This is a genomic window from Salinivibrio sp. ES.052, assembly GCF_900141775.1.
GTDB lineage: Bacteria > Pseudomonadota > Gammaproteobacteria > Enterobacterales > Vibrionaceae > Salinivibrio.
In genome coordinates this window covers 626988-640183 of sequence record NZ_FSRI01000002.1, presented here as the reverse complement: position 1 = coordinate 640183, position 13196 = coordinate 626988, and the positions used below count along the sequence as shown (strand labels likewise).

Here is a 13196-nt window from a genome sequence, read left to right as displayed (position 1 = left end):
TCGCCTTCTTCGATTAGATCACTGGTCGGCGACGATAAAACAATAGCCCCGGCATCGCAAGACCAATTGCCAGCGCGGAAAGAATAAAACCGGCACTGATCAGGTTCTCAATTAAGCTAGCCCATAACGCGGGACTGTAGCCTTGATTGTTGATGGTCACCAACGCAATCATCGCTTTAAACGCGTAGACGCCTGGGATCATGGGAATGATCGCTGCCACCGTAAACACCTTAGGGTGAGCCAAAAAACGCTGTGACCAGTAAACGCCTAAAAAACCGATCGTGGTAGCTCCGGCCAATGTCGCCCATTCAATCGCCACCCCTGACTCCATTAAAAGAAAGCGCAAACCATGTCCGACGGCACCGCCATAGGCACAATATTTAAGTGCTTTAGCCGGCACATTAAAAACTAACGCAAACCCAACCGCAGGGATCATGGCAAAAAACATATCTTCCAGTAACGCGAGTAGTAAGCTCATAACCACCCCCATGCGCCAACGAGGTTCATCGCCCCAACAATCCCAAGAGCGGTCGCAAACGTTAATAACGACGCCATGGTCCAACGCGCTATTCCCATGTCCACAAAACCTTTCACCATATCCGACACTGCATTGATAAACGGATACCCGGGGACCAACATCAGAACGGACGATGCCATGATCAGAAAGGGCTCATTTCCCCAATTCATGATGGTCCCGACACTGGATATCAAAGTGGTGACCATCGCCGTTACAGCAAAAGTCAAAAAAGGGTTAAAGTGGCGATGGGCAATCAGTTGCCGAACCCGCATTCCGGTTGCTGACGCCACAAAGGTCAAAGCAAACACCACCGCATCGCCTCCCGCTAAACGGCTAAAGGCGGCACATGACAAGCCAATCATTCCCACTACCAACCAAGGTGGATATCGAAATGGTTTGATGCGACTCAAGCGTTTGCGTACTGCTGAGGCGTCTAGAATACCTTTTTCCGCCAAAATTACCGTACGCTGTATATCCGTCACCACCTTCATATTAATACCGCGATCAGGGCAGCGTCTTGCCGTGGTAATACAATGGCCTTGGCTCAGGGTCGTGACAACAAGTGAGCTCGCAGACAAGGCCAGTTCGACGCTATCTAACCCCAAAGCTTGCCCCAACCGAATGCTAACATCACTGACCAATTTGCTCTCAGCACCATGCTGCAAGAGCCGCTGGCCGACTTCAATCACCAAACGAGAGATGGCTCGTTGTTCTGGCTCGGTTAACCGCTTTGTCACCTCAAAATCCCTCTTAATAAACGCGCGACACGTTGCAGTATTGACGATTCACTAACCCTGCTCTTTGATGCAAATAAAATTCCCATCAGTTTATAAGCAAACTCAGGGCAAAAAAAAAGCCGCTGCAACTGGCAGCGGCGTTTAGAGCATTATGGCTTGTAAATGATCTCGACGTCGTAATCGTCTTCGTTCCAATCATCCCAATCATCATCATCGTCGTCTTGCTTGAGCTGTTGCTCGTGATGATCGTCCCATTTGAATGCCACCGTCTCATCTTCAGGCTCAATTTCAGGCTGAGGCGCAGGCAGTGCCTCAATGGACGCCATCAAGTCATAGATTAACGGTTGAACATTGGCCTTGTTGATAGCCGAAATCGCATAATATTTATCGTCCCATGCCAGCGCTTCCAGCACCCGCTCAATCTGCGCTTGCGCCTCGTCTTCCGGCATCAGATCGACTTTATTAAAGACCAACCAACGCGGCTTATCTGCTAGCTTTTCACTATACTGATTAAGCTCATCTATGATAGTAAATGCATTGTCTACCGGGTCGGTACCATCGATTGGCAGTAAGTCAATCATGTGTAATAGTACGCGACAACGCTCTAGGTGTTTCAAGAAACGAATGCCTAACCCCGCCCCCTCTGCAGCGCCTTCAATCAGACCAGGAATGTCTGCCACCACAAAGCTCTTATCTGCAGCAACACGTACCACACCGAGGCTAGGCACGAGTGTCGTAAAGGGATAATCCGCCACTTTCGGTTTCGCCGCAGACACGGCACGGATAAAGGTGGATTTGCCTGCATTTGGCAGCCCGAGCATCCCGACATCGGCAAGCAACAGCAGTTCAAGACGCAGTTGACGCACTTCCCCCTTTGTCCCCATGGTCTTCTGTCTCGGTGCACGATTTATCGAGGATTTGAAGCGCGTATTTCCCAAACCATGAAAGCCCCCTTTGGCCGTCATGACTTTCATACCGTGTTCTGTTAAGTCAGCGATCACTTCACCCGTGTCTTCATCAATGGCTCGTGTGCCGACAGGTACGCTCAGAACTAAATCTTCACCACGCTTCCCAGTACAGTTTCCACCCCGACCGTTTTCACCGCGTACCGCGGCATGAAAACGTTCAAATTGGTAATCGATAAGGGTATTGAGGTTTTCATCGGCAAGCAGATAGACGTCACCACCATCGCCGCCGTCACCGCCATCTGGGCCCCCTTTAGGCACATATTTTTCACGTCGGAAGCTGACGGTTCCATTGCCTCCGTCACCGGCATCGACGCGAATAATCGCTTCATCTACAAACTTCATGCTAACTTCTCCGCACCCGTTGCTCAAAACCTGTGTTTATCGCAACTGGCCTTATCCCAGATTAGTGAATGGCGATCTTATCGATCTTAGGATCATTTTTCAGCTTTAGCCGATTTTCTGCATACCGTGGCGAGGCGGTGGCTTAGATCACCAGACACAATAAAAAGCCCCGCCAAAAGGCAGGGCTTCAAAAATTCGCTTGGCGCTGAAGCTTATTCAGCTTCGATAGTCACGAATTTACGGTTATGACGACCTTTGGTCTCAAATTTCACTTTGCCATCAGACAGAGCGAATAGAGTGTGGTCTTTACCGCAACCGACGTTGCTACCTGCGTGGAACTTTGTGCCACGTTGACGAACGATGATGTTACCTGCTAGTACAGACTCACCACCGAAGCGCTTAACACCTAGGCGTTTACTTTCTGAATCGCGGCCATTTTTAGTAGAACCGCCAGCTTTTTTGTGTGCCATCTCTTCTCTCTCCTACTTTTAAGCGCTGATGCCAGTGATTTTGACTTCAGTGAACCACTGACGGTGGCCCATGTGCTTGCGAGAATGTTTACGACGACGGAACTTAACGATATTCACTTTATCGCCGCGACCGTGGGTAACAACCTCAGCCGTTACTTTTGCACCGCTAACAAAAGGCGCGCCAACTTTAACGTCTTCGCCGTTTGCCACTAGCAATACTTCGTCAAGTTCTACACTTGCGCCAGTTTCAACGTCTAGCTTTTCCAAGCGAATAGTCTGGCCTTCGCTTACTCGGTGTTGCTTACCACCACTTTGGAAAACTGCGTACATGGTTTACTCCGCATTTCCGCACGGCCTGCTGCATTAATGAGCAACAAGGGGTGCGCATATAATTCATCAATAGGGCGCGAATTCTACGGTAGAAATTACTTTGAGGCAAGAGGGTAACGCAAGAAAATTGGTGAAAAGGTGCTCAGCATTAACTCCCAAACATTTTCCCCATGAGAGAGCTATCTCGTCACACGTTATCTGGTGTACCATGCAAGCCTAAATACCCGCTCTGGTGCCGATATTGACGAAGAACTTCTACCGTCTGAACGCATTAGCGATGCGTGCCTCACCCTTTACTTTTTGTAAATGGTGCGTGATATCGTTAGCTCGGCAGGCAAGTAACTAGGACAACGCCCGGATATATTCATGGATTTCAAATCAATCCAAGCCTTGATCAGCGATGACATGGCGCAGGTCGATCAAAATATACTCGCACAACTCAATTCTGACGTCGCGCTGATTAATCAACTTGGCTTTTACATCGTCAACAGCGGTGGTAAACGCCTACGCCCCATGTTGGCCATATTATCGGCTCGAGCGCTCGGCTATCAAGGTGATAAGCATACCACTGCCGCCGCTTTTATTGAGTTTATCCACACGGCCACTTTGCTGCATGATGATGTTGTCGATGAGTCGGACTTGCGTCGCGGTAATGCTACCGCCAACGCCTTGTTTGGGAATGCCGCAAGCGTCTTGGTCGGAGATTATATTTACACTCGCTCCTTTCAGATGATGACCAGCTTACGCTCTCTAAGAATTCTCGACTTAATGAGTGAAGCCACCAATGTGATCGCTGAGGGGGAAGTGCTGCAATTGATGAACTGTAACGATCCAGACACCAGTGAAAGCAGTTATATGCAGGTAATTTACTCTAAAACAGCCCGTTTGTTTGAATCTGCCACCCAGATAGGTGCGATATTGAACGAGGCTGATCCTGAAACAGAAAAAGCCTTGCAAGACTATGGCCGCTATCTCGGCACAGCATTCCAGTTAATTGATGATGTGATGGATTATACGAGTGCTGACGATGAGATGGGCAAACAAACAGGGGATGATTTAGCCGAAGGCAAGCCGACTCTGCCGTTGTTGCACGCAATGCAGCATGGGACTGAGGCCGAATCCGCCATGATTCGCGAGGCTATCGAAAAAGGCAATGGGCGTGACAAGTTAGACGCAATTTTGACCTGCATGGGTACCTGTGGTTCGCTAGCCTACACCCGCAAACGCGCTGAGCAGGAGTCAGAAAAAGCGATCCGAGCACTGGATTCACTGTCTCCATCACCGTATAAACAAGCGCTGGTGACGCTCGCCAAATTGGCGGTCGACCGCAACACCTAATCGTCACCTTCCCCCTATAAAAAGCGGCGCCTCTCGAGCGCCGCTTTTTTCTACGATTATCGCTTCGCTTACTTCTCAGCGAATTCTTCGCCCATTTTAATATCTTTACGCAGCGTTTCTAGCATCTTGTCCATCGATTGTTGCTCATAGGCACTGAGCTCACCGATGCTGAGGATCTCGTCGACCCCCTCTTTGCCTAGACGTACGGGTTGAGCAAAGAAACGGGCATGCTCGCCACTGCCTTCAACGTACGCGCATTCCACCACGTTTTGCTCGCCTTGCAGGGCACGGACCAGCGATAGACCAAAACGGCATGCAGCCTGACCCATGGACAAGGTCGCAGAACCACCACCGGCTTTGGCTTCTACCACTTCGGTGCCAGCGTTTTGAATGCGTGGCGTCAAGGCTTCAACCTCTTCTTGGCTAAACGTCACCCCTTTTACTTGCGACAATAGTGGCAGAATAGTCACGCCCGAGTGGCCACCAATCACGGGGATCGACACATCACGCGGATCCATTCCTTTCAGTTCGCCGATGAAAGCTTCAGAGCGAATCACATCCAGCGTAGTAATACCAAACAGTTTGTTTTTGTCATACACGCCTTTTGCTTTTAGTACGTCAGCAGCAATGGCAACGGTTGTATTCACTGGGTTGGTAATGATGCCGACACAGGCTTTTGGGCAAACATCGGCAATTTTTTCTGCCAGTGACTTCACAATGCCGGCGTTAACGTTAAACAAATCAGAGCGATCCATACCCGGCTTACGTGCTACTCCCGCAGAGATTAATACCACATCCGCACCTTCTAGCGCTGGAGTCGGATCTTCACCGCTGAAACCTTTAATCGTGACCGGGGTCGGAATGTGGCTCAAGTCGACAGCAACGCCTGGTGTGACAGGAGCGATATCGTACAACGCCAGGTCGGAACCGGCTGGTAGGTTATTTTTTAGTAGTAGGGCTAGGGCCTGACCAATGCCTCCCGCGGCGCCAATCACAGCAACTTTCATGTCGTTCTCCTTTCGATATTTCTTATAGTCCGGATCCGGTCCGGCTTCTGTTCGGGCACAAATCGCCCATCAATGGTGCGAACTGTTGCTTTATCATATGCTCGGGCATACCCCCACTCAAGCGTCAGGCGGTGATGATCAGCCTAAGCTCTCATTTTTTCTCTCACCACATAAATGGGTGATCCTCAGTACTAACGTGAAGGCGAGCAACAGTGATATTGTCGCCATTTTACGCGCTCAGTCATTGCTCCCGAATGCATGTATATGCAAAATAGCTACTCGTTTGTTATTGCGAGTCAGCTGTCATGCGTAACTCAGAAAAACAAGACCAATTGGTTCGAGCGTTTAAAGCGATCCTCAAAGAAGAAAAATTCAGTTCTCAGGGCGAGATTGTCGAAGCCTTACGTGCTCAAGGATTTGAGGGCATCAATCAGTCGAAAGTGTCGCGCATGTTGACCAAATTCGGCGCCGTGCGGACACGTAACGCCAAAATGGAAATGGTCTACTGCTTACCCATCGAACTCGGTGTACCGACCACAGGAAGTGCGCTACGCGAGCTGGTGATGGAGATAGACTACAACGAGGCCGTTGTGGTGATTCACACGGGTCCAGGGGCTGCCCAGCTGATTGCGCGTCTCCTCGACTCCCTCGGTAAAGCCGAAGGGATTTTGGGCGCGGTGGCCGGCGACGACACCATTTTTATTACCCCGACTCGAGGCACAACGACAGAAGCGCTTTTCGAAGCGGTGTGTGACTTGTTCGAATATTATTATTGATTCATCTATCAGGCAGCGTAATGCCGCTGCCTGACTGCTTTCTCTCGCCTTTCATTCCCCTCTATTGATATAAAAGCGATAACATCCTTTTAATTTTTCGATACCGCTCTGTTACTATCGACCACTAGCTGCCAACACACTGTTCACGTTTTCGTTGAGGGTTCATTATACTATGAGCTTAACAGTGGGCTGCAGACGGGCTGATCAAAACAATGATGAAGCAGCCCAGGTATGCATTTCTCGGGACACTGCAGCCGCATCAGCGGTGCACATGATAATAAGGACACACTGCATGACGAAGACACATCAACCGTCTCCTGATGTGCAAGACATGGTGGCGCAAGCAGACACAGGCGCGCGCTCGCCAGATGGACTATCAGGACGTATTCTTTGGCTGGTACCACTTTTTTGGTCCCTTTTTCAGCTTTGGTATGCGTCACCACTACCGTTTGCACTCGATTTTGGCGTACTCAATAATACCGAAGCACGCTCCGTACACTTGGCTTTTGCCATGTTTTTGGCGTACACCGCCTACCCTGCACATAAGACCTCACCTCGCGACCGCGTCCCGCTTATAGACTGGGCCTTTGCCCTTGTAGGAAGCTTAGCCGCCGGTTATTTATTCCTATTTTATAATCAATTAGCCGATCGTGCGGGCGCATATACCTCGTTTGATATTACCGTCGCCGCAATCGGCATGATCCTGATGCTTGAGGCAACTCGTCGCGCATTGGGGCCACCGCTAATGGTGGTTGCCGGCATGTTTTTACTCTATACCTTTGCCGGCCCTTACATGCCTGACGTGATTGCCCATAAAGGGGCGAGTCTGAATAAGGCAATGTCACATCTATGGCTCACTACCGAGGGGGTTTTTGGGGTTGCACTCGGGGTATCTACCTCCTTTGTATTCTTGTTTGTTCTGTTTGGTGCGCTACTCGATCGTGCCGGCGCAGGCGGTTACTTCATTAAAGTGGCCTTCTCGCTGCTAGGCCATATGCGAGGTGGGCCGGCGAAAGCGGCTGTTGTGGCTTCTGGCCTATCAGGCTTGGTCTCAGGATCGTCAATTGCTAACGTGGTAACGACAGGCACTTTTACCATTCCACTGATGAAGCGCGTTGGCTTTCCTAGCCATAAAGCAGGTGCCGTTGAAGTGGCCGCGTCCACAAACGGCCAGCTTACACCACCGATCATGGGGGCCGCCGCGTTCTTAATGGTCGAATACGTCGGCATTTCTTATGTCGAGGTGATTAAAGCGGCTCTGCTCCCAGCACTGATTTCCTATATTGCTCTGATATACATCGTGCATCTTGAAGCCTGCAAAGCAGGCATGGAAGGCTTACCTCGCCGCCATACCAGTACCGTTTTACAAAAGTTATTCTCGTTTATGACGGTGTTCGTAGGATTGTTAGTGCTCAGTGCCGCAGTCTACTATGGTATCGGCTGGACCAAGGATGTGTTTGGTGCGATGGCAACCGTGGTCATCGGCGTGTTGACACTGATCACCTATATTCTGCTGGTCCGCTATTCTGCTCGCTACAAATCCGAAGCCGCGGAAGATCCTGCCGCCACCGATCTGTCGGAAGTCCCTGAACCCGGTCCAACAGTGCGTTCTGGTTTATATTATTTACTGCCCATCGGGGTGTTAGTTTGGTGCCTCACCGTGGAGCGCTTTTCGCCCGGCTTATCGGCGTTCTGGGCAACCATCTTTATGATTTTTATCATCGTGACCCAACGTCCTCTGATCGCCTACTTTAATCAACGCACCAACTTTAAAGAGGAAATCCGAGAAGGTGGCGTTGATCTGTTGGAGGCTTTTGTTACTGGCGCACGCAACATGATCGGGATAGGGGTCGCGACGGCAGCAGCAGGGATCGTGGTCGGCACGGTTACCCTCACGGGGATTGGCTTGGTGATGACCGATTTTGTCGAGCTCATCTCTGGCGGTAATATTTTCTTGATGTTGCTGTTTACCGCAGTCATTAGCCTGCTACTTGGTATGGGCCTGCCAACCACGGCTAACTACATCGTTGTTTCAACCTTGATGGCACCCGTGATCGTCACCTTGGGGGCTCAACAAGGTTTAATCATCCCCTTGATCGCTGTTCACTTATTTGTGTTCTACTTTGGTATCCTCGCTGATGATACGCCGCCCGTGGGTCTGGCGGCTTTCGCCGCGGCAGCGATCGCGAAGTCCGATCCTATCCGAACCGGGGTACAAGGTTTTACCTATGATATCCGCACCGCGATTTTACCTTTCATGTTTATCTTCAACACCCAGTTGTTGTTGCTCGATCTTGATGGGCCATTCCACCTGATATTGACCGTGCTTTCTGCCACCATTGCGATGTTAGCGTTCTCCGCTGCCACTCAAGGTTGGTGGCTGACTAAAAATAAATGGTGGGAAACGGCTTTACTCTTGGTCATCACCTTCTCCTTATTCCGGCCAGGGTTTTGGTGGGACGAAATCTACCCGCCCACGACCAGTTATCCAGGGACAGAAATAGCTAACGTGGCTGAAGAGTTACCAGAAGGGAAGCCACTTCGGTTAGAAGTAGAAGGTGAGAATTTCTTTGGTGAACAGGTCTCTAAGCATGTGGAACTTCCCATTGATCACAGCTTAGAAGACGGTGATGCACGTATAAGCGACACGGGTCTCATGCTGCGCAAAGAAAACAATCAGTTACTGGTTGATATGATCCAATTTGGTAGCGATGCCGACAAAGCCGGAATCGATTTTGATTGGCAAATCAAAACCGTGACCGTGGACAACATCCGCCCCTGGAAAGAGTGGGTATTTGTACCTACCTTATTACTCTTGGCACTATTAGGCTGGAATCAACGCCGCCGCATCCGCCAAGCCTGATCGCAAGGGCACGTGTTTAACGCGTGCTCTTTCTTGTTTGATTGCAAAGGATATTGCTATGTATAAACACATCCTGGTTCCAGTCGATTTAAATGATGAGAGCTTTGCCGATAAGGCGGTGGACCACGCCGCATGGCTCGCCAGCCAGTCAGGAGCCAATCTACACCTGCTCACCGTACTGCCGGGTATTCACAATTCAATGGTCGCATCCTATTTTCCTGAAGATGCCGCCAATAAGATGAAGCGTGATATGAAGCGTAATTTACAAGGCTTTGCCGATAAATATGTCCCTAAGACCGTTGCTTGTCAGGTATCAGTTGAAGAAGGCAAACCGTATAAAGGCATCATCAAAACCGCAGAGCGTTTGGGATGTGATTTGATCGTGATGCCAAGTCATAAGCGCTCACGGGTCAATAAGATGATGCTGGGTTCGGTGGCGACCAAAGTGATCGAAGGGGCCAGCATGCATGTGATGGTACTGAAGCCCTAGGCGCAGCGCGAGAAGGTTCAGATCTTATCCGAACCCGCTTCGTTTACTCCTCACGGCCTCGTTGGTCATAGCCCCAGCGAGGCACGAGAGTTTGCTCGGCCCCTAAATGATCTAAAATGCGCGCCACCATAAAGTCCACCAAGTCTTCAATCGACTGGGGCTGATGATAAAAGCCAGGCGCCGCGGGCATAATCGTCACGCCCATCTGTGACAGTTTATGCATATTCTCTAGGTGTAGGGTTGAAAACGGTGTCTCGCGCACCACCAAGAGCAGCTGTCCGCGCTCTTTGAGCACCACGTCGGCCGCCCTCTCAATGAGGTTATCTGACAAACCATGCGCAATCGACGATAGCGACCCCGCAGAGCACGGGCACACCACCATCTGTTTTGGCGCTGCGGATCCGGACGCGACAGGCGAAAACCAATCTTCTTTGCCACACACTATCAACTGCTCCGTTGGGCACTGAAGGTGCTCAGCCAGCACTTTCTGCGCCGCCTGTGGGCCAGAAGGCAACTTCAAGCCATGTTCAGTCGCCAGCACCACTCTTGCCGCCGACGAGATCAATAAAAAAACCTGATACTCTTGCGCCAACAAGCACTCAAGCAATCGCAGTCCGTACGGTGCGCCAGATGCACCGGTCCACGCCAGTGTGATGCGTTTATCCGCCATAAACCGCCTCCTTGTCAGCGAGTGCCGTCAGCAGCTTCTCATGAATACCGCCAAACCCACCGTTGCTCATCACCAGCACGGTATCACCCGGCTCGGCTTGCAAGCAAAGTTCGGCCACAAGCGCGTCAATCTCGGTATCAATTTGAGCTGGCTGCGTACAATGGTTCACCACGTCATCGAGTGACCAATCAAGCCCGTCCGGTTGATAAAGGAACACACTGTCAGCACTGGCAAGCGACCCCGCCAAAGTGTCTTTATGCACCCCTTGCTTCATCGTATTAGAGCGCGGCTCTAGCACCGCCAAAATACGTCCATTGCCCACCTTGGCACGCAAGCCCTCTAGGGTAAGTCGAATCGCGGTCGGGTGATGGGCAAAGTCATCATAGACAGTGACACCGGCTTGCTCACCGCGCCACTCAAGCCGGCGCTTGGTATTGATAAATGACGCTAGCGACTGGCAGGCAAGATCTGGTGTCACCCCCACATGACGCGCCGCCGCAAGGGCCATCAAAGCATTACGCACATTGTGATCGCCAACCAAGTCCCAGTTGACATCACCGACATGCTCGCCGGCTAAATACACCGCAAAATGACTGCCTGCTGGATCTTTTTTCACACTCTGCCACTGGCCATCTGGCCCAGCATACACACACTCACTCCAGCAGCCCATCGCCAGGGTATCCGCCACATTGGCATCGTCTGACGGTGCGATAATTTGCCCGATCCCCGGCACAGTGCGAACCACGTGATGAAACTGCTTCTGAATCGCCGCTAGATCATCAAAAATATCGGCATGATCGAACTCAAGATTGTTGACCACCAGCGTGCGTGGCTGATAATGAATGAACTTGGAGCGCTTATCAAAAAACGCACTGTCGTATTCATCGGCTTCCACCACGAAAAACGGGCTATCTCCCAAGCGCGCAGACGCATTGAAGTTACTCGCCACTCCGCCAATCAAAAAACCAGGCTCATACCCACAATCTTCTAGGATCCATGCCAGCATACTGGCGGTGGTCGTCTTTCCGTGCGTCCCTGATACGGCCAACACCCAACGGTCTTGGAGTAAGCAGTCATGTAACCACTGAGGGCCTGATGTATACGGGAGCCCTTGATTCAATACGGCTTCTACACAGGGATTACCGCGGCTCATCGCATTACCAATTACCACAAGATCCGGTATTGGTGATAACTGTGCGGGATCATAGCCTTCGATGATGTCGATACCCTGCGATTCAAGCAATGTGCTCATAGGGGGATAAACATGGCTATCAGACCCCGTGACCTTGTGCCCCAATTGTTTTGCCAGCATCGCCGCGCCACCCATAAAGGTGCCGCAGATGCCTAGAATATGAATATGCATAGCCTTCACTGTGTTATTGATTACCCAGCCGTTCGGCACGGGTGATTATTATGCCTTGGATTAACGCTTGGGTCTTATTGCTTGCGCGCATCTGACATGGTTTTTATGTCGCGATCACACTTCCCTTGCCTCATCCATTTCTTCAGTACGATTAAAAAGTCACGAGCGCTAGAATGACGACGATTTCAAGAGGCAGTTCACTGCCCATTTATCTCATTGCATTAGAAAGACAGTTCATCACCATTAAGGATTGAGAATGCCCGACATTAAGACCCTCGGCGAGTACATTGTTGAGAAGCAACACGCGTTCCCGCATGCCAGCGGCGATTTATCTTCTCTTCTTGCGTCTATTCGTCTCGCCGCCAAAATTGTCAACCGTGAAATTAACAAAGCGGGCTTAGTTGACATAGCTGGTGCCATCGGCACAGAAAACGCACAAGGCGAAGAGCAACAAAAACTCGACGTTTACGCCAACGAAAAATTTAAAGCTGCGATGGAAGCCCGAGACCAAGTCTGTGGTGTTGCTAGCGAAGAAGAAGATGATGCCGTCATTTTCAATAAACAACTCAATCGCAATGCCAAATACGTGGTGCTTATCGATCCCCTCGACGGCTCGTCTAACATTGATGTCAATGTATCGGTTGGCACCATCTTCTCTATCTATCACCGTGTGTCACCCGTTGGTACCCCTCCCACCGAGGAAGACTTTCTTCAGCCAGGCCATCGACAGGTTGCTGCGGGCTATATCATTTACGGTTCATCCACCATGTTGGTTTACACCACCGGTGATGGCGTACACGGTTTTACCTACGACCCATCTCTAGGGCTGTTTTGCCTGTCCCATGAGAATATGACCATTCCTAAAGACGGCAACATTTATTCCATTAACGAAGGGAACTACATCAAATTCCCACAGGGCGTCAAAAAATACATTAAATACTGTCAAGAAAACGTCCCTCAAGAGAAACGTCCTTATACGTCACGCTACATTGGCTCCTTAGTCGCCGACTTTCATCGCAATTTGCTGAAAGGCGGCATTTATCTATACCCCAGCACCTTAGCCTACCCCAATGGCAAACTGCGTTTGCTTTACGAATGCAACCCGATGGCCTTTATCATCGAACAAGCGGGAGGCAAAGCAACCGACGGCGCTCAGCGTATTTTGGATATTGATCCGACTGAGCTTCACCAACGCGTGCCTTTCTTTGTTGGCTCAAGCAATATGGTAGATAAAGTCGATCAATTCTTAGAGATTTATTCGGATCACGATGACGGCTAAGACATCGACCCTGTCAATCGACAATATTCCTGCCGTATGAAAATAA

General features: G+C 50.4%; 13 protein-coding genes. 5 read left to right on the top strand and 8 right to left on the bottom strand.

The features are described from left to right. Nucleotides 1–13: 13 nt before the first annotated feature. The 5 genes from BUQ98_RS12625 to rplU all read right to left on the bottom strand — a co-directional run bounded on the left by BUQ98_RS12625 (nt 14) and on the right by rplU (nt 3364). Nucleotides 14–478 (bottom strand): threonine/serine exporter family protein, encoded by a 465-nt coding sequence (locus BUQ98_RS12625; RefSeq protein ID WP_074214137.1) that lies wholly within the window; start codon nt 476–478, stop codon nt 14–16. Beyond that, nucleotides 475–1254, bottom strand: a complete 780-nt coding sequence (locus BUQ98_RS12620) for a threonine/serine exporter family protein (protein WP_074214136.1) — start codon at nt 1252–1254, stop codon at nt 475–477. Before BUQ98_RS12620 ends, BUQ98_RS12625 begins: the two co-directional genes overlap by 4 nt. Nucleotides 1255–1403: 149 nt before the next feature. Next, complete coding sequence (gene cgtA, locus BUQ98_RS12615) at nt 1404–2564, bottom strand: Obg family GTPase CgtA (protein ID WP_074214135.1); 1161 nt, start codon at nt 2562–2564, stop codon at nt 1404–1406. A gap of 212 nt (nt 2565–2776) precedes the next feature. Next, nucleotides 2777–3034, bottom strand: a complete 258-nt coding sequence (gene rpmA, locus BUQ98_RS12610) for a 50S ribosomal protein L27 (protein WP_025675203.1) — start codon at nt 3032–3034, stop codon at nt 2777–2779. 18 nt (nt 3035–3052) lie between these two features. Then, nucleotides 3053–3364 carry a 50S ribosomal protein L21 gene (rplU, locus tag BUQ98_RS12605; protein ID WP_074214134.1) on the bottom strand — a complete coding sequence of 104 codons (312 nt, stop codon included), beginning with the start codon at nt 3362–3364 and terminating at the stop codon, nt 3053–3055. A 366-nt stretch (nt 3365–3730) separates the two neighbouring features. On the opposite strand from rplU, the gene ispB reads away from it, so the two are divergent. Beyond that, nucleotides 3731–4702: an octaprenyl diphosphate synthase gene (gene ispB, locus BUQ98_RS12600; protein WP_074214133.1), complete on the top strand. Its 972-nt coding sequence runs from the start codon at nt 3731–3733 to the stop codon at nt 4700–4702. A 68-nt stretch (nt 4703–4770) separates the two neighbouring features. Here the strand turns inward: ispB and mdh are convergent, their stop codons facing one another. After that, entirely contained in the window at nt 4771–5709 is a 939-nt protein-coding gene (mdh, locus tag BUQ98_RS12595) for a malate dehydrogenase (protein WP_074214132.1), read from the bottom strand. Nucleotides 5710–6014: 305 nt separating this feature from the next. On the opposite strand from mdh, the gene argR reads away from it, so the two are divergent. From argR to BUQ98_RS12580, 3 genes are all read left to right on the top strand, one after another. Further along, the gene (argR, locus tag BUQ98_RS12590) at nt 6015–6485 is read left to right on the top strand and encodes a transcriptional regulator ArgR (protein WP_074214131.1); all 471 of its coding nucleotides are present in this window, start codon (nt 6015–6017) and stop codon (nt 6483–6485) included. Between the two features lie 292 nt (nt 6486–6777). Then, nucleotides 6778–9348 carry a TRAP transporter permease gene (locus BUQ98_RS12585; protein ID WP_074214130.1) on the top strand — a complete coding sequence of 857 codons (2571 nt, stop codon included), beginning with the start codon at nt 6778–6780 and terminating at the stop codon, nt 9346–9348. 58 nt (nt 9349–9406) lie between these two features. Beyond that, nucleotides 9407–9838 carry a universal stress protein gene (locus BUQ98_RS12580; RefSeq protein ID WP_074214129.1) on the top strand — a complete coding sequence of 144 codons (432 nt, stop codon included), beginning with the start codon at nt 9407–9409 and terminating at the stop codon, nt 9836–9838. Nucleotides 9839–9881: 43 nt separating this feature from the next. Here the strand turns inward: BUQ98_RS12580 and BUQ98_RS12575 are convergent, their stop codons facing one another. Both BUQ98_RS12575 and mpl read right to left on the bottom strand, forming a co-directional pair. Continuing rightward, nucleotides 9882–10508: a flavin prenyltransferase UbiX gene (locus BUQ98_RS12575; protein ID WP_074214128.1), complete on the bottom strand. Its 627-nt coding sequence runs from the start codon at nt 10506–10508 to the stop codon at nt 9882–9884. After that, nucleotides 10498–11871 carry a UDP-N-acetylmuramate:L-alanyl-gamma-D-glutamyl-meso-diaminopimelate ligase gene (gene mpl, locus BUQ98_RS12570; RefSeq protein WP_074214127.1) on the bottom strand — a complete coding sequence of 458 codons (1374 nt, stop codon included), beginning with the start codon at nt 11869–11871 and terminating at the stop codon, nt 10498–10500. Before mpl ends, BUQ98_RS12575 begins: the two co-directional genes overlap by 11 nt. A gap of 256 nt (nt 11872–12127) precedes the next feature. Here mpl and fbp point away from each other — a divergent pair, with 256 nt between their 5' ends. After that, a complete protein-coding gene (gene fbp, locus BUQ98_RS12565) occupies nt 12128–13150 on the top strand; it encodes a class 1 fructose-bisphosphatase (RefSeq protein WP_074214126.1) in 1023 nt (340 codons plus the stop codon). The last annotated feature ends 46 nt before the right edge of the window (nt 13151–13196 follow it).